At 49.1% G+C, this 22,433-nt stretch carries 22 protein-coding genes; 10 read left to right on the top strand and 12 right to left on the bottom strand.

All coding sequences use genetic code 11. The features are described from left to right. Positions 1-351: 351 nt before the first annotated feature. Genes CG67_RS11375 through yciA form a run of 3 tightly spaced genes read left to right on the top strand, consistent with a single transcriptional unit; the run spans position 352 to position 2,131 of the window. On the top strand, positions 352-1,086 hold the full coding sequence (locus CG67_RS11375) for a YciC family protein (RefSeq protein ID WP_025903070.1): 735 nt from the start codon (positions 352-354) through the stop codon (positions 1,084-1,086). A 52-nt stretch (positions 1,087-1,138) separates the two neighbouring features. After that, the gene (locus CG67_RS11370; protein ID WP_025903069.1) at positions 1,139-1,675 is read left to right on the top strand and encodes a septation protein A; all 537 of its coding nucleotides are present in this window, start codon (positions 1,139-1,141) and stop codon (positions 1,673-1,675) included. 36 nt (positions 1,676-1,711) lie between these two features. After that, positions 1,712-2,131, top strand: coding sequence for an acyl-CoA thioester hydrolase YciA (yciA, locus tag CG67_RS11365; RefSeq protein ID WP_025903068.1), 420 nt, complete (start codon positions 1,712-1,714; stop codon positions 2,129-2,131). Between the two features lie 97 nt (positions 2,132-2,228). Here the strand turns inward: yciA and CG67_RS11360 are convergent, their stop codons facing one another. Next, the gene (locus CG67_RS11360) at positions 2,229-3,011 is read right to left on the bottom strand and encodes an energy transducer TonB (RefSeq protein WP_025903067.1); all 783 of its coding nucleotides are present in this window, start codon (positions 3,009-3,011) and stop codon (positions 2,229-2,231) included. 157 nt (positions 3,012-3,168) lie between these two features. On the opposite strand from CG67_RS11360, the gene CG67_RS11355 reads away from it, so the two are divergent. Then, positions 3,169-3,465 (top strand): YciI family protein, encoded by a 297-nt coding sequence (locus CG67_RS11355; protein WP_025903066.1) that lies wholly within the window; start codon positions 3,169-3,171, stop codon positions 3,463-3,465. A gap of 252 nt (positions 3,466-3,717) precedes the next feature. On the opposite strand, the gene CG67_RS11350 is transcribed toward CG67_RS11355, so the two are convergent. Beyond that, positions 3,718-3,915, bottom strand: a complete 198-nt coding sequence (locus CG67_RS11350; protein ID WP_025903065.1) for a YciY family protein — start codon at positions 3,913-3,915, stop codon at positions 3,718-3,720. Between the two features lie 137 nt (positions 3,916-4,052). Between CG67_RS11350 and cls the strand changes: the two genes are divergently transcribed. Beyond that, positions 4,053-5,513, top strand: coding sequence for a cardiolipin synthase (cls, locus tag CG67_RS11345; protein ID WP_025903064.1), 1,461 nt, complete (start codon positions 4,053-4,055; stop codon positions 5,511-5,513). A gap of 34 nt (positions 5,514-5,547) precedes the next feature. After that, on the top strand, positions 5,548-5,877 hold the full coding sequence (locus CG67_RS11340) for an HI1450 family dsDNA-mimic protein (protein ID WP_025903063.1): 330 nt from the start codon (positions 5,548-5,550) through the stop codon (positions 5,875-5,877). Between the two features lie 383 nt (positions 5,878-6,260). Here the strand turns inward: CG67_RS11340 and oppF are convergent, their stop codons facing one another. From oppF to CG67_RS11310, 6 genes are all read right to left on the bottom strand, one after another. Further along, complete coding sequence (oppF, locus tag CG67_RS11335; protein ID WP_025903062.1) at positions 6,261-7,268, bottom strand: murein tripeptide/oligopeptide ABC transporter ATP binding protein OppF; 1,008 nt, start codon at positions 7,266-7,268, stop codon at positions 6,261-6,263. Further along, entirely contained in the window at positions 7,265-8,254 is a 990-nt protein-coding gene (gene oppD / locus CG67_RS11330) for an oligopeptide ABC transporter ATP-binding protein OppD (RefSeq protein ID WP_025903061.1), read from the bottom strand. The genes oppF and oppD overlap by 4 nt, the downstream gene beginning before the upstream one ends. 11 nt (positions 8,255-8,265) lie before the next feature. After that, entirely contained in the window at positions 8,266-9,174 is a 909-nt protein-coding gene (oppC, locus tag CG67_RS11325) for an oligopeptide ABC transporter permease OppC (RefSeq protein WP_025903060.1), read from the bottom strand. Between the two features lie 15 nt (positions 9,175-9,189). After that, positions 9,190-10,110, bottom strand: a complete 921-nt coding sequence (gene oppB, locus CG67_RS11320; protein ID WP_025903059.1) for an oligopeptide ABC transporter permease OppB — start codon at positions 10,108-10,110, stop codon at positions 9,190-9,192. 86 nt (positions 10,111-10,196) lie between these two features. Beyond that, positions 10,197-11,837 carry an ABC transporter substrate-binding protein gene (locus CG67_RS11315; RefSeq protein WP_025903058.1) on the bottom strand — a complete coding sequence of 547 codons (1,641 nt, stop codon included), beginning with the start codon at positions 11,835-11,837 and terminating at the stop codon, positions 10,197-10,199. Positions 11,838-12,296: 459 nt separating this feature from the next. Then, complete coding sequence (locus CG67_RS11310) at positions 12,297-12,953, bottom strand: YchE family NAAT transporter (RefSeq protein WP_025903057.1); 657 nt, start codon at positions 12,951-12,953, stop codon at positions 12,297-12,299. Positions 12,954-13,341: 388 nt separating this feature from the next. Here CG67_RS11310 and adhE point away from each other — a divergent pair, with 388 nt between their 5' ends. Next, positions 13,342-16,023 carry a bifunctional acetaldehyde-CoA/alcohol dehydrogenase gene (gene adhE, locus CG67_RS11305; RefSeq protein ID WP_025903056.1) on the top strand — a complete coding sequence of 894 codons (2,682 nt, stop codon included), beginning with the start codon at positions 13,342-13,344 and terminating at the stop codon, positions 16,021-16,023. A gap of 50 nt (positions 16,024-16,073) precedes the next feature. Here the strand turns inward: adhE and CG67_RS11300 are convergent, their stop codons facing one another. Next, positions 16,074-16,697 (bottom strand): thymidine kinase, encoded by a 624-nt coding sequence (locus CG67_RS11300; RefSeq protein WP_025903055.1) that lies wholly within the window; start codon positions 16,695-16,697, stop codon positions 16,074-16,076. 271 nt (positions 16,698-16,968) lie between these two features. Between CG67_RS11300 and hns the strand changes: the two genes are divergently transcribed. Then, positions 16,969-17,373, top strand: coding sequence for a histone-like nucleoid-structuring protein H-NS (hns, locus tag CG67_RS11295; protein ID WP_025903054.1), 405 nt, complete (start codon positions 16,969-16,971; stop codon positions 17,371-17,373). An 81-nt stretch (positions 17,374-17,454) separates the two neighbouring features. Here the strand turns inward: hns and CG67_RS11290 are convergent, their stop codons facing one another. The 3 genes from CG67_RS11290 to rssB form a co-directional block, all read right to left on the bottom strand. Continuing rightward, positions 17,455-18,462, bottom strand: a complete 1,008-nt coding sequence (locus tag CG67_RS11290) for an NAD-dependent epimerase (protein ID WP_025903053.1) — start codon at positions 18,460-18,462, stop codon at positions 17,455-17,457. 225 nt (positions 18,463-18,687) lie between these two features. Beyond that, a complete protein-coding gene (gene galU / locus CG67_RS11285; protein WP_025903052.1) occupies positions 18,688-19,587 on the bottom strand; it encodes a UTP--glucose-1-phosphate uridylyltransferase GalU in 900 nt (299 codons plus the stop codon). 181 nt (positions 19,588-19,768) lie between these two features. After that, on the bottom strand, positions 19,769-20,785 hold the full coding sequence (gene rssB, locus CG67_RS11280; protein WP_025903051.1) for a two-component system response regulator RssB: 1,017 nt from the start codon (positions 20,783-20,785) through the stop codon (positions 19,769-19,771). 218 nt (positions 20,786-21,003) lie between these two features. Between rssB and CG67_RS11275 the strand changes: the two genes are divergently transcribed. Both CG67_RS11275 and purU read left to right on the top strand, forming a co-directional pair. After that, positions 21,004-21,465: a YchJ family protein gene (locus tag CG67_RS11275; protein ID WP_029990341.1), complete on the top strand. Its 462-nt coding sequence runs from the start codon at positions 21,004-21,006 to the stop codon at positions 21,463-21,465. Between the two features lie 53 nt (positions 21,466-21,518). Continuing rightward, positions 21,519-22,367, top strand: coding sequence for a formyltetrahydrofolate deformylase (gene purU, locus CG67_RS11270; protein ID WP_025903049.1), 849 nt, complete (start codon positions 21,519-21,521; stop codon positions 22,365-22,367). The last annotated feature ends 66 nt before the right edge of the window (positions 22,368-22,433 follow it).

Genomic DNA, 22,433 nt, shown 5'->3' with positions numbered 1-22,433 from the left:
CGCGCTTTGCTTTTTTAGTTTTATAAAGATGAACAATGTTTCAACTTCCCTTTATGGTTCCTATATTTAACGTGATTTATCGAGAAAATCATTCGTTTACTTCACAAAAAAAACCTTAAAAAACATAGCCTTGATTTAGATCAATTTTTCCGGAATTTATTAATGACCTTTTTTTCATAAAAACTGTCCGCGAAAGTAAATGGCGTTGTGAGGCACAGAGACGCACCGGAGGAATGTCAGAGCATTCTCTGTAATGATTAGATCCGAAAGTTATGTAAGTCGGGGTGCCGGAAAGGAAGCTAAACATGTACAATCAGACGGTTAATCCATTTGTTTTCCAAAGGAGTGTTCATGTCTCTCACGGCCAGCTCGTTATACCGTGATACCGCAAATTTTTTGCGCCACCAGTTAAAAACAATCGTTCTGATTTCATTGGTCAGTGCGTTTGTCACTGTGATCCTGAGCACTGTTTTTGCTCCGGGCCCCGATGAGTTATCTGTACTGGCTCAGAACAGTGACAGTACCGGGTCACTGATCAGCCTGTTGCAGGGGATGTCACCCGAACAACAAAAAATATTACTGCATAGCTCTGCCGTTAGCACTCTTGCGGCATTGATTGGCAACACGCTGTTACTGGGAGGTATGCTGATCCTGCTGCCGGCGGTTTCTGCAGGAAAGCAACTGAGTGCCCTGACGGCTATCGGCGGATCGCTGGGTTTTCTGCCTGCATTGCTGATCCAGACGTTTCTGGTGACCCTGATTGTCCAGCTCGGGTTTATGGTACTGCTGGTGCCGGGGATCCTGTTAACGATCCTTTTCTCCTTCTCCCCGGTGCTACTGAGTCAGAAACAGGCCGGTCTTATCGGCAGCATGAAACAGAGTGTGCCCCTCGCCTGGAAGAATTTTAAAGTACTGGCACCGGCGGTGATCTGCTGGCTACTGGCGAAAGTTATCCTGATTATTCTCTTCTCTTCGATGACCAGTTTACCTGTTGCCTTCTCTTCCTTAATTATTACCGCGTTAGGCAATTTATTATCGGCCGCATTGGTTATCTATCTTTACCGTGCGTATATGCTCTTACGATAACGTCTGTTTTTAATTTCCGGCTTACCTGGTAAGCCGTATTACCGGACCTGCTATGAAACAATTACTCGACTTTCTGCCCCTTGTGGTCTTTTTTGTCTTTTATAAGCTCTATAACATTTTCGTTGCTTCCGGTGCGCTCATTGCGGCAACAGCTATCGCGCTGGTTGTCAGCTGGGTGGTGTATCGTAAACTGGAAAAAATGACCATTATTACGTTCGTTCTGGTCACCGTTTTCGGGTCGCTGACGCTGATTTTCCATAATGATGACTTTATCAAATGGAAAGTCACCGTTATCTACACCCTCTTTGCTGCCGCACTGCTGTTCAGTCAGTGGTGGATGGAAACACCACTTATTCAGTCGATGCTGGGTAAAGAACTGGTGTTACCGTCAGCGGTCTGGCGCCGGTTAAATATTGCCTGGGCTCTGTTTTTCTTTATCTGTGGCCTGATCAATATTTATGTGGCTTTCTGGCTGCCGGAATCGCTTTGGGTGAATTTCAAAGTCTTCGGCCTGACCGCACTGACACTATTATTTACGCTGTTCAGCGGATTGTATATCTGGCGTCACCTGCCTCGTGAAGAGAAATAACCGGGCCTTACAGACCGAAGAATAAAAGAGAAAAGTATGACCGAAACACTTAGACAGCCCCGCGGTGAAATGGTATTACGCACCCTGGCAATGCCCTCAGATACCAATCCTAACGGCGATATTTTCGGGGGCTGGCTGATGTCGCAGATGGACATGGGCGGGGCTATACTGGCGAAAGAGATCGCTAATGGCCGGGTGGTGACCGTACGCGTTGACGGGATGACGTTTATGAAGCCTGTCGCTATCGGCGATGTGGTGAGTTGTCATGCCCATTGTATCCGCACAGGAAACAGCTCGATTACCATCAATGTCGAAGTCTGGGTAAAAAAAGTTTCTTCAGAGCCAATCGGTAAAAGTTACTGTACCACAGAGGCAGTCTTTATCTATGTCGCAGTGGATGAAAACGGTAAGTCACGTCCTCTGAATGAAATGATTGCAAATAAGCAGTTTCCTTAGCGCTTTTTGCCAGGCTTTGACCTGGCAACCCCCGCCAAACAAAACGCCTGATGAAATTATCAGGCGTTTTTTCTGCGGTAATAAGGCTCTGTTCCGATTATTCCACGGATGAACTGCCATCAAGCTTAAATACAATCGTCATCTTCAGGCCGGTACCGGGACTGCCGCTTTTATAACGCCAGCGCGTCATTGCTATTCTCACCTCGCGATCAAACATCATCTTCGGCTGAGAATCGATAATGCGTGCGTTAACGACCCTGCCGTCATTATCCACATCAAATTGTACCTGTACCCGTCCTTCGAGATGGAAAGCCAGAGCACGGGCCGGATAAGCCGGTAGCGTAATGTTCTGCGGCTGAGGCTTACCGTCAGAAATACTGTGTTGATTCGATTTCGACGTTTCAGGGGCTGTCTGTGCTTTTGTCTGTAATGCGTTATTATCATTCTGCACGGCAGACGGTGTCGGTTTAGCCTCTTTCACCGGCTCACGGACAGGTTTCACCTCATGGTGAGGTTTGACGATCGGCTTCTTCACTTCATGCGGTTTTCTGACCACCGGTTTGGGTTTAACCACTGGCCTGGGCTTTTCTATCGGTACAGGCTTGTCGACCGGAGGTTCCGGCGCGGGCTGCGGGGGGACCTCTGCAGGCTCTACCGGCTTTTCCGGCTGATGTTCAGGCTGAGGCTGTGATTTGGCCGCTTCAGGTTGCACTTCAGGGGCAACCATAGAGACATCTATTACCGCTTGTGCGGGCGGCACATTCATAGTCTGATGAAATGACGCAAATAAGAGCCCTGCAATCACCGCGCCATGAAGAGCGACAGAAACCAGCATAGACAGCGGCAAACGTTTAGGAAAATCTTCGGTCAAAGTACTCATAGCCATCGCGTCAGTTCTTGAAAGTCCCCATTCTAAATGCAAATAGCAATCAGTTTCAATAAGTAATGCCCGTCCTCCCCCTGTCATTTTATTTGCACTGATTGCAGAGTTAGCTTACCGTTAAGGTTACAAACAGTTGCCCTGAGAGATTATCAACGTGTTATATGTCATTTATGCAGAGGATACCCCGGATTCACTGGAAAAAAGGCTGTCTGTCAGACCGGCGCATCTGGCGCGTCTGCAGCTACTGAGGGATGAGGGGAAACTGATTATTGCCGGGCCAATGCCGGCGGTTGACAGTAATGACCCGGGGGCCGCCGGATTTACGGGTTCAACGGTGATCGCTGAGTTCTCTTCACTGGAAGAAGCGGAATCCTGGGCGAATGATGACCCCTATGTTGCGGCGAATGTTTACCAGAACGTTACCGTAAAACCCTTTAAGCAGGTGTTCTGAAAAAGACGAAGCTAAAAAACCCAATGGTTAGCATGAAAGCATCGGGAATAAAATACAGAAGGTACACTATGAGGTACACGAAATATTTATTGCCCGATCTTTTAATCTTATATCAGCAGCACACCCATGCCATGACATTGTTTTAGCTCCCGGCTCCCCCTGGCATCGTCCATGTCCCGTACGTCACCTTCAATAACTCCACCATCAGTCGGTGCATCCGTTTGCCAGTACGGACTGAACCTCCGGCAAAACTCAGAAGTAATGTTTAACAGTTGCGGGCGGGTTAGCAAGGATAAACAGCAGGGAGCTTCGCTGCTTTTTGGCTAACTGATGCCGGATAGCAATAATGCGTGTATAGCGGCGTGACTGCGCTTCCAGCCAGCGCACCTTGCGGCGATTTTTCTGCCGGGCCATTCGCCAACGGGCCACTTCATTTCTGCTTTTTTTCATTGTTCCACCCTCTTCCGCGTCATTGGTGCATTATACGCCAATGCCCCGGGGATCCAATGACCGATTAGAAAAGGTTTCACAATACCGGAACTCAACGTAAACTCATTACACGAAAGCGTGAACCGGACTTCCATTTAATGACGACATTCTATTCCCTGCTCAACGGGTTACTATTATTTGGCTACTGGCTATTAATTGCAGGGGTTACCCTCCGGATCCTGATGAAGCGAAGAACCGTATCATCCTCTATGGTCTGGCTGCTGATTATCTATATCCTGCCCCTGGTCGGCATTATTGCTTATCTGAGTTTCGGTGAACTCTATCTGGGTAAACGCCGTGCAGAACGGGCCAGAACCATGTGGCCCTCTACCGCTCGCTGGCTGGCTGAGTTAAGGAAGTCTTCTCATATATTTGCGACCCGCACCAGCGATGTTGCCAGCGCCCTGTTTAAATTATGCGAACATCGCCACGGGATTGCCGGTGTGCGTGGGAATCAGCTCACGTTACTGACGCACCCGGATGACGTAATGGCGTCGCTGGTCAACGATATCCGTCAGGCCAGCCATAATATCGAGATGGTGTTTTATATCTGGCAGCCCGGGGGCCGGGCTGATGATGTGGCCGAAGCCTTTATGGACGCCGCACAACGGGGCGTTCACTGCCGACTCATGCTGGACTCCGCGGGCAGCCGGCAGTTTTTCAAAAGCCCGTGGCCTAAAAAGTTTCGTCAGGCGGGTATCGAGGTCGTCGAAGCCTTACAGGTTAATTTGCTGAGGGTGTTCCTGCGACGAATGGATCTGCGGCAACACCGTAAAATCGTACTGATTGATAATTATATTGCCTATACCGGCAGTATGAATCTGGTGGATCCACGCTTTTTCAAACAGGATGCCGGTGTCGGCCAATGGGTCGACCTGATGGCACGCATGGAAGGCCCCGTGGCGATCACGCTGGGGATCGTTTATTCCTGTGACTGGGAGATAGAAACCGGGAAACGGATTTTACCGCCACAACCCGACCAGGTTGTCATGCCCTTTGAGCAATCCAGCGGGCATATTATTCAGGTTATCGCCTCCGGCCCGGGCTTTCCGGAAGATATGATCCATCAGGCCCTGCTCACTGCTATTTATTCGGCTCGTGAACAACTGACCATGACAACGCCGTATTTTGTTCCCAGTGATGACCTGCTGCATGCTATCTGCACTGCGGCTCTGCGTGGTGTGGATGTTCGCCTGATTGTTCCTGAAAAGAACGATTCCATGCTGGTCGACTGGGCAAGCCGGGCATTCTTTACTGAACTGCTGGAGGCAGGCGTAAAAATTTATCAGTTCTCTGAGGGGCTGCTGCATACCAAAAGTGTGCTCATCGACGGTGAACTTTGTCTGGTAGGCACCGTCAATCTGGATATGCGTAGTTTGTGGCTGAATTTTGAGGTCACGCTGGTAGTGGATGATGGTGATTTCGGTAATGATGTCGACCTGGTACAGCAGGATTATATTGAACGTTCAACACGACTGAGCGGTGCAGAATGGGCGAAACGCTCGTACTGGCGGCGGATTCTGGAACGACTGTTTTACTTCTTTAGTCCTTTGCTGTAAAAAAGGCCGCATATACACTTTTGATTAGTACAGGCTGAACATGGATCTTAATAATCGTCTTACTGAAGATGAAACGCTGGAGCAGGCTTACGATATCTTTCTTGAGCTGGCAGGAGATAACCTGGAACCGGCTGATATCATTCTGTTTAACCTGCAGTTTGAAGAGCGTGGTAGTGCCGAATTACTGGACCCTGCCGAAGACTGGCAGGAACACGTCGATTTCGACCTGAACCCTGATTTTTTTGCTGAGGTAGTGATTGGTCTCGGTGAGACCGAAGCTGACCCGGTGACGGATATTTTTGCCCGCGTATTACTGTGCCGGGAGAAAGATCATAAGCTGTGCCATATTCTGTGGCGTGAGTAATTATCGTTCAGTCATCCGGTGAATGATAACGAGGTAACCCCGGTCCCGCCGGAGGTTACCCTTCTTCCGGCCACCGATGAAAACTTTCTTTTTATACCCTCTCTTCCCTGCTGATTTTCCCTGTATTGTTCGCTCACCCGGCACGTCTCTTTTTTACGCCGGTATCTCAGTACCTCCTCGCAGGCCCTTTACCGTGACCGCAAACGTTCGTCATGGCGATCCGTTTCGGTGACTTACTGACCGACGGAACGGCATGCCGGTTCTGTCCGGGGATGAACGGGTCACCCGGGGTTGTGTGCGAAGGCTAGCCGGAAAAAAATGCAGCATCTCAGATCAATAAAGCCGGGTTGCCCCGGCTTTTGGTTAACGCAGGGTGATCACCCTCAGAGTGCTTCAGCTTTCAGGCAGGCTACCGTATGAGTAGCGTCTCCCTGTATCTGAGGTCGTTCGTTACGGCACCGATCCTCAGCCAGCGGGCAGCGGGTAGAAAAGACACAACACCGGGGCGGATTTATCGGGGATGGCAGGTCTCCCTCAAGTAACTGAATGGTTTTATTTCTTTCCAGTTCCGGGTCCGGCAGCGGTACTGCCGACATCAGGGCACGGGTATACGGATGTGCCGGTGTTGTATACACTTTTTCATCATCACCCGTTTCAACCGCGTGGCCGAGATACATGACCATCACTTTATCAGAAATATGTTTTACCACCGCCAGATCATGGGCGATGAAAATTAACGCCAGCCCCATTTCGCGCTGCAGCTTTTTCAGCAGGTTAACCACCTGCGCCTGGATAGAAACATCCAGTGCCGACACCGGCTCATCACAGATAATCAGTTTAGGCTCAAGGATCAGTGCCCTGGCAATGCCGATCCTCTGACACTGTCCGCCGGAGAACTCGTGTGGATAGCGGTTGATCATATTCGGCAGCAGGCCCACTTTCTGCATCATGGCCTGTACGCGTTCTCTGACTTCAGCTTTTGACACCCGCGGGCGGCGGCTGCGCAGCGGTTCAGCAATGATGTCGCCAATGGTCATCCGCGGGTCAAGGGAGGCGAGCGGATCCTGAAAAATCATCTGGATATCCCCGCGGGCCTTTTGCCATTCAGCAGCATTTGCGCCGGCCAGCTCTTTACCCATCCAGCAAATACTGCCTTCGGTGGCTTTCACCAGCCCGATCACCGCACGTGCCAGGGTAGATTTACCGCAGCCGGACTCTCCGACCACACCCAGGGTCTCTCCCTGGTGGAGTTTAAAACTCACACCATCGACCGCTTTCAGGTTCACGGCCGGTTGCCAGAACCACTGTTTTTTTTGTTTGATCTCAAACCAGACTTTCAGGTTTTTAACTTCAAGCAGCAACGGATTACGGGTTTCATTCGCCGTTATCATTGTATTTCCTCCACGCTTCTGTGGCAGGCTCTGATCCTGCCTCCTGCACTCATAACGGCAGCCGGTGAGGTTTCACACAGCGGCACTGCAAATTCACATCTCGGACGGAACGGACAGCCGGAAGGTAAATTCAGCAGGTTAGGAGGATTCCCCGGGATAGTACGCAATTCGCTGTCTTCCCGGTCCAGACGGGGTACGGCTTTTAACAAGCCCCGGGTATAAGGATGTGACGGCTGAGCAAATAGCTCATCTGCCGTGGCGTACTCCATCGTCCGGCCACCGTACATCACCAGCACCTTATCACAGCCCCCTGCCACAACGCCCAGGTCATGGGTGATCAGAATAATCGAGGTGGAAAACTCCCGCTTGAGATCATTCAATAGTGTCATGATTTGTGACTGTACAGTCACATCCAGTGCAGTGGTCGGTTCATCCGCAATCAGTAGTCGTGGCTGACATAACAGCGACATGGCTATCATTACCCGCTGACGCATACCGCCGGAAAACTCATGAGGGTACATTTTCATACGTTGACGTGCGGCCGGGATTTTTACTGCATCCAGCATTTTCACGCACTCTTCAAACGCCACCTTATGACTCAATCCCTTATGTAACATCAGCACTTCAATTAACTGCTCACCGACTTTCATATACGGATTCAGTGACGTCATCGGATCCTGGAAAATCATCCCTATCTGCCCGGCACGCAACTTATTCAGTTGTTTCTCCGGCAGGTTCAGTAATTCCTGCCCCTTGAATTGTGCTGATCCTGACACTTTTCCGTTTCTGGCCAGTAATCCCATCAACGCAAATGCGGTCTGAGACTTACCTGAGCCGGATTCCCCGACAATCCCCAGCGTCTCACCTTCATTCAGGTCAAAGCTCAGGTTATTGACCGCGGTCACATCACCATCGTGGGTCGAAAAAGTCACCCGCAGATCTTTTACCGCCAGTAACGGCTGTGTCCTTAAATTTTCAACAGTCATTGCGGTGCTCCTTAGCGATCTTTCGGGTCGAGGGCATCACGCAAACCATCGCCGATAAAGTTAAAACAGAACAGAGTGACCACCAGAAAACTGGCCGGAAACAGTAATAACCAGGGGGAGACTTCCATAGAGTTTGCTCCGTCACTTAACAGAGCCCCCCAACTGCTCAGCGGTTCCTGGGTACCCAGACCAAGGAAGCTCAGGAAAGATTCAAACAGGATCATTCCGGGCACCAGCAACGAGGCATACACGACGACAACCCCTAAGACATTCGGGATAATGTGTCGAAGCACAATTCCACTGGTGGAGACTCCGGCCACACGAGCCGCTTCAATATACTCTTTCCCTTTCAGGGCCAGTGTTTGCCCGCGTACAATACGCGCCATATCCAGCCAGGACACCATACCAATGGCGACAAAAATCAGCAGGATATTACGGCCAAAGAAGGTAACCAGCAGGATCACAAAGAACATGAACGGGAAAGAGTTAAGGATTTCCAGCAAGCGCATCATAAATGCATCGATTTTCCCCCCCACATAACCGGCAATCGACCCATACAGGGTACCGACAATCACGGCGATAGCGGCCGATGCGATACCGACCATCAGTGAGATACGTCCGCCAATCGCTACCCGCACCAGAAGATCACGACCGGACGAGTCAGTTCCGAACCAGTGCCCGGAACTGAAATCCGGTGCCGCAGACATCATATTCCAGTCGGTATCATCGTAGGCAAACGGCGATATCATCGGAGCGAAGGCCACGAACAGAATGATAAGAAGCAGCAAAAACAGGCTGACCAGAGCGGCACGGTTATGGATAAACCGGCGACCGGCATCCTGCCACAGACTGCGGCCTTTGATGGTGGTATCACCCAGTAAGCTTTGGGTCAGTTCTTTATTTCTTTTAAATAAAATCATCTTCAACTCCCGCCATCAGTAGCGAATTTTCGGGTCGATAACGGCATACAAAATATCGACGATGGCGTTAAAAGCAATGGTCAGTACCCCGACCAGGATAGTCAGGCTGAGAACCAGTGAATAATCGCGGTTCAGTGCGCCATTCACAAACAGTTGCCCGATGCCCGGCAATCCGAAAATTGATTCAATGACCATCGACCCGGTAATAATGCCCACGAAAGCTGGCCCCATATAGGAAACCACTGGCAGTAATGCGGGACGCAGAGCATGACGGAAGACGATACGGCTCATCGGCATTCCTTTTGCACGCGCAGTACGGATATAGTCCGAATGCATAACTTCAATCATTGAGCTGCGCATAATTCGGGCAATACTGGAGATGTAAGCCAGTGACAGGGCCAGCATCGGCAGTAAGACGTATTGCCACTGCCCGCCATTCCAGCCTCCGCCGGGAAGCCATTTCAGGGTGATCGCAAATATTAAGACCAGTAAGGGAGCGACAACAAACGACGGGATCACCACACCGGTCATTGCCACCCCCATCACCGCATAGTCCCAGAAGGTGTTCTGCCGCAGGGCAGCAATGATACCGGCCGCGATACCGCACACCATTGCAAAGCAAAATGCCGCCAGCCCCAGAGATGCAGAAACCGGGAAAGCTTGCCCTATCAGATAGTTAACACTGAAATCTTTATATTTAAAGGAAGGCCCGAAATCGCCGTGGGCCAGCTTGACCAGGTAGTCAACATACTGTTCGCCAATAGGCTCATTCAGGTGATAACTGGCTTCAATATTCGCCATGACTTCCGGAGGGAGATTACGCTCTCCGGTGAAGGGGCTGCCTGGTGCAAGCCGCATCATAAAAAAGGAGATAGTAATCAATATAAACAACGTCGGGATGGCCTCAGCGACCCTTCGTAAAATAAATTTCAACATGACATTACCTTAATTCCATTGCTACCGTCATTTTTGACCGGAAAACCGGCCTGTATTACAGAGACAGGCCGGATCCGTAAAATAAATTAATGTTTGATTATATATAAGTTTTTATCATAAACATGGTCAAGTGGATCTTTACCCGTATAGCCGCCAACATAGGTTTTCACCAGCCGGGTATTGGCATAATAAAATACAGGGACGATAGCCGAATCTTTGTCCAGGATCTGCTCCGCTTTCTGATAGTCCGACGCACGTTGTGCCGCATCGCTGGCATTGGCGGCATCTTTCAGTACCTGGTCGAACGCAGTATCTGAATAGAACGCGGTATTATTGCTGTCACCGGTTTGCATAGTGTTCAGGAATGCGCTCGGCTCGTTATAATCAGCACACCAGCCGGCACGCGCCATCTGATAGGTCCCCTGATGACGCGAGTCCAGATAAGTTTTCCATTCCTGATTTTCCAGTACCACATTCACACCCAGATTTTTCTTCCAGAGGGATGCCGCGGCAATCGCCAGCTTTTTATGCAGGTCTGAAGTGTTATAGAGCAGCGTGAAGGTCAGCGGATGCCCCGGGCCATAGCCGGCTTCCTGCAATAATTTTTTAGCCTCAGCGTTGCGTTGTGCCTGAGTTTCGGTAAACCAGGCCGGTTTTGTCACATCAATACCATTGGTCGCAGGATCGGTCAGGCTGTACGCGGCAGTCTGTCCCTGGGCCAGCACTTTATTCACGACGATATCGCGATCCAGTCCAAGCTTGATGGCGGTACGGACACGGACATCATTAAACGGTGCTGACTTATTATTCAGTTCATAGAAATAGGTGCAGAGATAAGGATCAACATGCAGATCTTTAGGATGGTCTTGCTTCAGCTTGCGGAATAATTCGATAGGCAGATTGTTATAAGTGACATCACTGCCATTTGCAGAGTAGAAGCGATTAACGTCGTTAACTTCAGAATCAATGGGCAGGAACGTGACTTTATTAATCACTGTGTGGGCGTTATCCCAGTATTTCGGATTACGGACAACCACGATCTTCTCATTCACAATATGGGATTGCAGAGTATATGCACCATTACCGACCCAATGCTGCGGTAATGTCCACTGATCGCCATATTTTTCAACCACCGGTGGATAGACCGGAGACAGTGCCGCATAAGTCAGTAGCTGATCAAAGAAAGGAACCGATGTGGTCAGTGTCACCTGAAGAGTATGATCATCCAGCGCCTTTACGCCAAGTTGGTCCGGCGATTTTTTACCGGCAATGATGTCATCAACATTTTCCACATGCCCGTATTGCAGATAACTGGCATACGGTGATGCGGTTTTCGGGTTCACCAGTCTGCGCCAGCTGTAAACAAAGTCCTGCGCCGTCACCGGGGCACCATTCGACCAGAGGGCATTTTTACGTAAATGGAAAGTCCAGACTTTACCGTCTTTATTTTCCCAGCTCTCTGCCACCCCCGGGATCACTTTACCCTCGGTGCCTACTACCGCCAGCCCTTCGAGTAGATCATAACTGACATTACTCTCCGGTGAGCCTTCAATTTTATGCGGGTCCAGCGACTGCACTTCCCCGCCATTACCTTTTATTAATTCCTGTTTCGCGGCCAGAGTTACCCCGGCTGGGACGTCTGCGGCCTGCACCTGCTGAATAGCCATCTGGCTCATTGCAAGGACTATCCCTGCGGCGAGTAACCTCTTACCAGGTAATTTACTCATTTTCCGGCTCCGTTGTTTGCATTTGTTATTGTCTGGCGGATAGGTCACCCCCGTATTTCCGGAGGTTTATACTTATTATTTCCTTACCGTCGTCACTGTGTCTGTCTTTTTACCCGGGAATCAATCCGATGTATGAATAGCAGGATAATTTCACCGCGAAGCGAATCATCCTCACATTGTGAAACATAATCACTATAAAGGGATAAACTTCACAATAAAAGACCAATCAATGCATAAACTATGCCAATAAATGTCATTAAAGATGAATATTTTCCATGTACAAGGGCGGGGGCTAACGCTTTGGTTTTTTTGAAAATCCGGGTGGACACTCTTTAATCAGAAATGCAGCTAATAACCACAGCGGTGTTATAAGCGACAGGAATAGAGAAGGTTAATTATGGTGCACCTCACCAAAATGGTGCCCTGTTTTGGTGAGGCTGAAAATTGGCGCGAATTAAGTTAATGCATTACAGATAAGCCCGGGAAAAGCGCACGAATACCGGTCACAATAAATTCGATACCTAATGCCATCAGTAACAGGCCCATAATTCGGGTAATGACGTTAATCCCGGTCTGCCCCAGGACACGTGCCATCATCGGGGCGGCGCGGAACAGTAACCAGCAACTGGCGGCAAAAAGTGCAATCATCACAGAAAAGCAGAGAATATTTACCCACGAGTCATAGCGTGTTCCCCAGACAATGGTCGAACTAATGGCTCCCGGTCCTGCCATCAACGGCAGGGCTAACGGAACCACCCCCAGATTCTCGTGCGTTTCTGAGGTCTGCGCTTTCTCTTGTTTGTTTTGTTTGTCTTCACCAATTTTGCCGCTGATCATTGACATCGCAATGGTCACGACCAGAATGCCGCCAGCGATACGGAAGGAGTCAATAGAAATACCAAACAGGGCCAGAATACTGTTGCCCAGCAACAATGAAATCCACAGGATAATGGCCACCGATAAGTTGGCCGTCATATTCGTTTTATGGCGTTCTGCGGTTCCCTGCGTACTGGTCAGGGTAATAAATACAGGAATGATACCGACCGGGTTCACCAGCGCAAATAACCCGATATAAAATTTGATATAGGTAGGCAGGTCGGAAAGAAAAGAAGACAAAGTGTACCTCAGACTGGGGGGCAAATATCAAAGCGTAAGTATAGACAGGTCCTTACTGCAGGAAAAGCACTATTACAGGGCCGGGACAGGCACTTTTATCATTTTATCTGAGTGCCAATGCCGGTGTTTACCCTGCTCTGCTCCCCGGGATTTGACCTCCTCCCCGGTACGGCTTCTCCCCGCCCCCTCGAATGTTCACGCTGAATGGTATCAGCTTCACTCCTGCTTGATCTGCATCATTATCGGCACCGGCAGTTTTCGATAATCTGGCTATGCTTTAAGAGCACTGAAGTGAAACCTTTTTAGTAAACATTCGTCGTGCCTCTGCAGAACACCTGAACTGCACGTCTGTTTACTAAAAAGCTTAATTTTCCTTCAGGAGATAATCATGACTGTCACAAACATTGCTGAGTTAAATGCGCTGGTCTCGCGGGTTAAGAATGCCCAACGGACCTTTGCCGGGTTCAGTCAGGAGCAGGTTGACAAGATCTTCCGTGCTGCAGCACTCGCCGCGGCCGATGCCAGGATCCCCTTAGCGAAGATGGCCGTTGCTGAATCGGGGATGGGAATTATTGAAGACAAAGTGATTAAAAATCATTTTGCTTCCGAATATATTTACAACGCGTACAAAGACGAAAAGACCTGCGGTATTCTGGAAACTGATGATACTTTCGGTACCATTACAATTGCTGAGCCTATCGGCATCATCTGCGGTATTGTTCCGACCACCAACCCCACCTCGACGGCAATTTTTAAAGCGCTGATCAGTCTGAAAACCCGTAACGGTATTATTTTCTCCCCTCACCCGCGGGCACGGACCGCAACCAACAAAGCGGCGGATATTGTATTGCAGGCGGCCATTGCCGCGGGCGCGCCACCGGATATCATCGGTTGGATTGATGAGCCTTCCGTCGAATTATCCAATCAGCTGATGCACCACCCTGATATTAACCTTATCCTTGCCACCGGTGGGCCGGGTATGGTGAAAGCGGCGTACAGTTCAGGCAAACCAGCCATTGGCGTTGGGGCCGGGAATACCCCCGTGGTCATCGATGAAACTGCGGATATAAAAAGAGCAGTTGCCTCCATTCTGATGTCAAAAACCTTTGATAACGGCGTTATCTGCGCTTCTGAGCAGTCCGTTATCGTCGATACGCAGATTTATGATGCGGTCCGCCAGCGGTTCGCGTCCCATGGCGGGTATCTGCTGCAGGGCGAAGAACTGCAAGCTGTCCGCGGGGTGATCCTGAAAAATGGTGCGCTGAATGCCGCTATCGTAGGACAACCGGCACCGAAGATCGCTGAAATGGCAGGTATTGTCGTCCCGGCCGACACCAAAATTCTGATCGGCGAAGTGACAGATATTGATGAAAGCGAACCCTTTGCCCATGAAAAACTGTCACCTACCCTCGCAATGTACCGGGCAAACGGTTTTGAGGATGCCCTGAGCAAAGCAGAAAAACTGGTAGAAATGGGCGGCATTGGCCACACCTCCTGCCTGTATACGGATCAGGACAATCAGACGGAGAGAGTCAATCAGTTCGGCGCGCAAATGAAGACGGCGCGAATTCTTATCAATACCCCTGCATCCCAGGGCGGGATCGGTGACCTTTATAACTTCAAACTGGCCCCCTCCCTGACGCTGGGTTGTGGTTCCTGGGGCGGAAATTCAATTTCTGAAAACGTCGGGCCTAAACACCTGATCAATAAAAAAACCGTCGCTAAACGGGCTGAAAATATGCTGTGGCACAAACTTCCTAAATCTATCTATTTCCGCCGTGGGTCATTACCGGTTGCGCTTGAAGAGATTGCCAGTGACGGTGCCCGGCGTGCTTTTATCGTGACGGACCGTTACCTGTTTAATCATGGCTACGCCGATCAGGTCACCCGGGTGTTAAAAGCACAGGGAGTGGAAACTGAGGTGTTCTTTGAGGTGGAAGCTGACCCGACACTCAGTATTGTGCGCCAGGGCGCTGCACAGATGCATAGCTTTAAACCCGATGTCATTATCGCTCTGGGCGGGGGGTCCCCCATGGATGCCGCTAAGATCATGTGGGTCATGTATGAACATCCTGAAACTCACTTTGAAGATCTGGCATTACGCTTTATGGATATCCGCAAACGTATCTATAAGTTCCCGAAAATGGGTGTAAAAGCCAGCCTGGTCGCGATCACGACCACTTCGGGGACCGGCTCTGAAGTCACGCCATTTGCCGTCGTCACCGACGACGCGACCGGGTTAAAATATCCGCTGGCAGATTATGCCCTGACCCCGGACATGGCGATTGTGGATGCCAATCTGGTGATGGATATGCCTAAATCACTGTGCGCCTTCGGGGGCCTGGACGCCGTCACTCATGCTCTCGAAGCGTATGTGTCTGTTCTGGCGAATGAGTATTCAGATGGTCAGGCCTTACAGGCCCTGAAACTGCTGAAAGAGAATCTGCCAGCCAGCTATCATGAGGGGGCGAAAAACCCTATCGCTCGTGAACGCGTACACAATGCCGCCACCATTGCGGGTATCGCCTTTGCGAATGCCTTCCTGGGCGTATGTCACTCTATGGCTCACAAACTGGGGTCTGAATTCCATATCCCGCACGGCCTCGCTAATGCCCTGCTCATCTCTAATGTGATCCGTTATAACGCCAATGATAACCCGACTAAGCAGACCGCATTCAGTCAGTATGATCGCCCGCAGGCACGTCGCCGTTATGCCGAAATTGCCGACCATCTGGGCTTAGGTCAGCCCGGTGAACGTACTGCCGGTAAAATAACCGCATTGCTGCAGTGGCTGGAAGAGATTAAGGCCGAGCTGGGTATTCCGAAATCCATCCGTGACGCCGGTGTTCAGGAAGCTGATTTCCTGGCTAAAGTGGATAAACTGGCAGAAGATGCCTTTGATGACCAGTGCACAGGTGCGAACCCGCGTTATCCGTTAATCAGTGAACTGAAACAGTTAATGCTGGACAGTTACTACGGACGTGAATTCAGTGAAATCCCCGAAGTGCCTCTGGAAATAAAAGACCCGACGCCGACTGCCGCAGGAAAAGGCCGTAAAAAAGCAAAATAGTCTTACACAGGCCGCCGGTATACCGGCAGCCTGATAAAACGATAGACGACTCACCCGGCCGGTGACTGCCCGTCACCATAAATCGCGGTAGTGCTGTTCTCATCAATCGCCTGCCAGTAATGTTTACGGCAGACCGAGATATACCGCTCATTCCCGCCAATCACCACCTGCTCCCCTTCTTTAAACGGCTTACCCTGACTGTCGAGACGCAGTACCATGCTGGCTTTGCGGCCACAGTGACATATGGTCTTCAGTTCTACCAGTTTGTCTGCCCAGGCCAGTAAGTATTGACTCCCTTCAAAGAGTTCTCCGCGAAAATCTGTGCGTAATCCGTAGCACAACACAGGAATATCCAGTAAATCCGTGACAGAAGTGAGCTGCCTGACCTGATCACGGGTCAGAAACTGGCTTTCGTCCACCAGCACACAGTGGATTTTATCGCGGCCATGTATTTCTGCGACCTGCTTCGCGATATCTGTGCCGGGACGATACAACAGCGCTTCGGCAGAGAGCCCGATGCGTGAGCTGACTTTTCCGTGCCCAAACCGGTTATCAATTTCTGCGGTATAAATAACCGTCTTCATTCCCCGCTCATGATAGTTATAAGAGGATTGCAGTAACGATGTCGATTTTCCGGCATTCATTGCGGAGTAATAGAAGTACAGCTGTGCCATCAGAATGATCTCAGTCAGGAAAGAATAATAACGTCTATATTAACATAATCGTCAACTGAAAATGTGATGACGCATTTACCGGTCATTGAAGGAGGAATGTGCAATGACTTCCCGTGGCGGGTATGAATTAATCACCCGTCCGGGGATCCGGTAAAACGCCCTTACGCTTTATTTAGAAACACCAGCATAGTATTCAGTTGCAGTAAATTTTACCGCAGACTATGATTATATACTTACGCATAATAACCAATTAAATTGTGAGAGCCGGACAATGAGCGATGCCATTAAATCGTTGAATAATATTCGTACACTGCGTGCGCAAGCCAGAGAATACAGCATCGAAACGCTGGAAGATATGCTGGAAAAATTTGAAGTTATTGTCAACGAACGCCGTGAAGAAGAATCACATGCTGTCGCTCACAATGCCGAAAAATTACGTAAGCTTGAGCAATATCGTGAAATGTTAATTGCTGACGGTATTGACCCGAATGAATTGCTGCAGTCAATGGCAGAAACAAAACCAGCAGTTAAGACACGACGTGCTGCCCGCCCTGCAAGATACCAATACACTGATGAAAAAGGTGAAAACCGGACCTGGACGGGCCAGGGACGTACACCTGCAGTGATCAGAAAAGCGATGGAATCCGGAAAAACACTGGAAGATTTTGCCCTCTGAGTGAAGGCCTTTTTTTCGTCGGGTTTACTGTCTTAGCGATAATAAACCCGTTAACGGGAGGATAATTATCCTCCCGTTTTTTTATACCTGATAATAGCCTCTGTACCAGTCGACAAATTTCTTCACGCCTGTCACCACCGAAGTTTCCGGAATGAAATTGATCAGATCATAAAGCTCTTTAGTATCAGCACTGGTATCAAGTACATCACCTGGCTGCAATGGCAGCATATTTTTCTTCGCGGTCATTCCCAATGCCTGCTCCAGTGCGGAAATATAATCCATCAGGGGAACCGGCTGGCTGTTGCCGATATTATAAATACGGTATGGGGCTGAACTCATCGCCACTGACCCGGACTCTACGCTCCAGTCAGCATTCGGCATCGGAATTTTATCCTGTACCCGGAAAATAGCTTCCACAATATCATCAATATAGGTGAAATCGCGCTGCATCTTACCGTAGTTATAAACATCAATCGCTTCACCCGCCAGCATCGCCCGGGTGAACTTAAATAAGGCCATATCAGGGCGCCCCCAGGGACCATACACTGTAAAAAAACGTAATCCGCTGACAGGTAACTGGTACAGATGCGCATAACTATGACTCATCAGTTCATTCGATTTTTTGGTCGCAGCGTACAGAGAAACCGGATGATCCACGCTGTCTTCTGTGGAAAAAGGCAATTTACGGTTCAGCCCGTAGACAGAACTTGAACTGGCGAATAACAGATGACCGACTTTTTGCTGACGGCAGCCTTCCAGAATATTCAGATGTCCGACAATATTGGCATCCACATACGCATGGGGATTCTCAATCGAATAACGGACGCCGGCCTGTGCAGCAAGATGGATCACCCGGTCAAACCGGACGCGGCCAAATAATTGCTCCATTGCTGTACGGTCAGCAATATCGGTATGCTGAAAGGTGAAATCCGGATAAGCTTCCAGCAACCGGATGCGGTCTTTTTTTAACTGCACATCATAATAATCGTTCAGATTATCGACGCCAGTGACCCGGTAACCGGCCTTGAGTAGTCTCAGACTCACATGAAATCCAATAAATCCTGCTGCACCGGTCACCAAATAATTCATATCACCCTCAACTCTTACCACTAATAAAGGCACTTCTGTTCAGAAGCACCGTTAATTCCTGTTATTCAGACTGCGCAAATGATACAGGTTTCCGTCGCTAAAGATCACGGTTTGTTTTCATAACCGTCGCTGATAGCCGCGGAAAAATACATTTCAGGCTGTTCAGGTGAAAAAAAAGCCACACAACAATGTTGTATGGCCTGTCAAGCGTATCAGCGCAAGCTATCAGTCGACGGTCTTTTGCAGCCAGGCTTTAAAGTCTTCACCTAACACCGGATGGCGGACACCATACTCAACAAAAGCCTGCATATAGCCCAGCTTATTACCGCAGTCATGGCTCAGCCCTTTCAGGTGATAAGCTTCGACAGTTTCTTTATCCATCAACATTGCAATGGAATCTGTTAACTGGATTTCACCACCGGCACCCGGAGGCGTTTTCGCCAGCAAAGGCCAGATATCTGCAGACAGAACATAACGTCCGACAACTGCCAGGTTAGAAGGAGCCTCTGTGGCTTTAGGTTTTTCAACCACTCCCACCATAGGCGCGCTGTCACCCGGTTGCAGCTCTGCTCCCTTACAGTCCACCACACCGTATGCGGTCACATCTGCAACCGGTTCCACCATAATCTGGCTGCTTCCGGTTTCATCGAAACGACGTAGCATTTCTGCCAGGTTGTCCTGCTGAGGGTTAGATTCGTATTCATCAATGATAACGTCCGGCAGGATCACCGCAAAAGGTTCATCACCTACCAGCGGATGTGCACACATCACTGCGTGGCCCAGCCCTTTAGCAACCCCCTGACGCACCTGCATAATAGTGACGTGTGGCGGGCAGATACTTTGAATTTCATCAAGAAGCTGACGTTTTACGCGCTTTTCAAGCATCGCTTCCAGTTCAAAGCTAGTGTCAAAGTGGTTTTCAATGGAGTTTTTTGAAGAATGCGTCACCAGAATAATTTCGTTGATTCCGGCAGCAATACATTCATTCACGACATACTGAATGAGTGGTTTATCAACCAGTGGCAGCATCTCTTTCGGAATCGCCTTGGTTGCCGGTAGCATTCGGGTTCCCAATCCGGCGACCGGAATTACCGCCTTTTTTACTTTTGATTTATAAGCAGACATCAAATTACCTCATTCGCGGGTATGAAAACCCATAAGTCTTTAAATTTTAATGTTATCAGTATACCAGCTCAGCACAGGGAGTTTATCCTCAAAACATAAATCCGCTCAAATTAGGAATAATACTAACCGGGGATTTCTGTCTGAGCACAGGCAACTTACAACATATTTATTATCAGGAAAACTAATCATTATCTGAAAACATAAGATTAATTCTACCGCCTGCGCCACTGATATTACATTCACAGGCGTTAAGATTAAAACTATGCTGACTGGCATGTATTTTACGGAACGTACCGGGGGGAACCCCGGTTTCCAGAACCTGATGCTGCCCGTTATAGGTAAGCGTGCTATGCAAGCCTGCCGGGATCAATAATAAATTATGAAGATGACGGTTGTAATAACCCACCAGCAGCGGGAACTGCCCTTCCATCCCGGCATCTTCGAGTAACTGATTAATATCATTGAGAATTGTGTTTATCTGAGGCAATTGCTGATGCTGTCCGGCAATTTTTTTCCTCAGCAATTCATTAAACAACACCCGCAACAGTAAGGCCGCCATCACTCCGTTATCACCCGCTCTGGTGACATCCAGTATGTAAAAGCCGATCTGATGATCAGAAAGCGCGGCGATATCAAACACCAGTCCGGGTTTCTCCGTCGGTGTCAGTTGGCGATAATTGACCCGCGTCTCTGCCAGCACTTGTCTGATAGGGGGTTGTAACTGCCGGAGAAGCTGGACTGCTTTTTCCGGATGACGAATAAGACTGTCCCAGCCATCGAATAATTGTTCATCTTCTTTTACTTTAGAGGCAAACATCGACGGATAAAGACACTCCAGAAGCACTTCACGCAACCGCGGAATATCATCCAGCGGTTTTAACACCACATCCTGTACGCCCAAACGCAACATTCCGGCAATTTCTGAAACATCCTCACTGGCTGTCATGATAATGACAGGCAATGTCCTCCCCTGCGAGCGTACCTGCTGCACGAATTTGTCCCCGCGCATGACCGGCATCTCAAGATCGCAGATGATCAGATCAACAGGATGCTGATCCAGCATTTGCAGGGCTGTCACCCCATTGATGGCTTGCAGAGTATTTGCGCCCATATTCGCTAACACACCACATAACAATGACGAAAATACAGGTTCATCATCAACCACCAGAATCAGCTTACCGGATAGTGTATTACTCATTACAAATACCTGTGATTAAGACCTGACTGGCACCCTCTCCGCTGGGCCGGAAGTCCTTCTGCCTGCCTGTATTACAGACGCCGGCAACGTTCCCTGGCCCCGTGAATAAGAATTTGACAGTTAACTATAGTATAGTTCATTTCGTATCGTTCACTTTGTTACCTCCCTCCAGGGTGTGACATGATAGTATAAACAGGTTGTGATAATACGGAGATGATGTGTCCACTGAATACTGCCCCTGTGGAAACACAGAAACCTATGATGCCTGCTGTGGCCGATATCTTAGCGGACAGCAACGCATCCCTGATGCTGAATCACTGATGCGTTCGCGATACACCGCATACCAGCGAGGAAATACCGACTGGCTGATTGCCACCTGGCATCCTTCGCAACGGAGCCCTGAACTGACCGCCAGCCTCTCTGCCGGCTTGTCAGAAACTGAGTGGCTCGGACTGAATGTTATCTCACATACTTGCGAAAAAGATAGTAATGAAGCGTTCGTCACTTTTTATGCAAGATATCGCGAAAAACAACAAACTTCTGCCATTTACGAACGTTCACGCTTTATCAGAGAAGAACAACACTGGTATTATATTGATGGCGTTCATCTGCAGGCTGGCAGAAATGACCCCTGCCCTTGCGGTTCGGGCAAAAAGTTTAAAAAATGTTGTGGCTTATGATAATTAAAATGTCCGACATGACTGAAATCTGATTCGACAGGATACATTGCACAATGCAAGCCCAGACACTACAAAAAAAAGTTTTAAGAACCATTTGCCCTGATGCGAAAGGCCTTATCGCTAAAATTACCAATATCTGCTACAAGCACGAACTGAACATTGTTCAGAATAACGAGTTTGTCGATCACCGGACCGGCCGCTTTTTCATGCGTACTGAGCTTGAAGGTATTTTTAATGACACCACTCTGTTGGCAGATTTAGACAGCGCCTTACCCGTCGGTTCAGTTCGCGAACTGCAACCCGCCGGTCGCCGCCGTGTGGTTATTATGGTGACAAAAGAAGCACACTGTCTGGGCGACTTACTGATGAAAAGTGCCTTTGGTGGTCTGGATATGGAAATTGCGGCCGTCATCGGAAACCATGAAACATTACGTTCGCTGGTTGAACGTTTTGATATTCCTTTTGTGCTGATCAGCCATGAAGGACATACCCGTGAAGAACACGATATGCTGATGGCTGATGAGATTGAACGCTATCAGCCGGATTATGTCGTGCTGGCGAAGTACATGCGGGTACTGACCCCGGAATTCGTTAAGCGCTTTCCGAATAAGATTATTAATATCCATCACTCCTTCCTGCCTGCCTTTATCGGGGCGCGGCCTTATCATCAGGCCTATGAGCGTGGCGTAAAAATTATCGGTGCTACTGCGCACTATGTGAATGATAACCTCGATGAAGGCCCGATTATTATGCAGGACGTGATCCACGTCGATCATACGTTTAGCGCTGACGATATGATGCGTGCAGGCAGAGATGTCGAAAAAAATGCACTGAGCCGTGCGTTGGATAAAGTGCTGGCACAACGGGTCTTTGTTTACGGTAACCGGACTATCATCCTGTAATTTCCGGACAAATAATACGCAACCCATTAATTTTTAGTGTAAAAAACAGGCAAACAGTCATAAATG

This window comes from Tatumella sp. UCD-D_suzukii, from assembly GCF_000611875.2.
GTDB classification, from domain to species: domain Bacteria; phylum Pseudomonadota; class Gammaproteobacteria; order Enterobacterales; family Enterobacteriaceae; genus Tatumella; species Tatumella ptyseos.
This window is presented reverse-complemented; position numbering and strand designations above follow the sequence as displayed.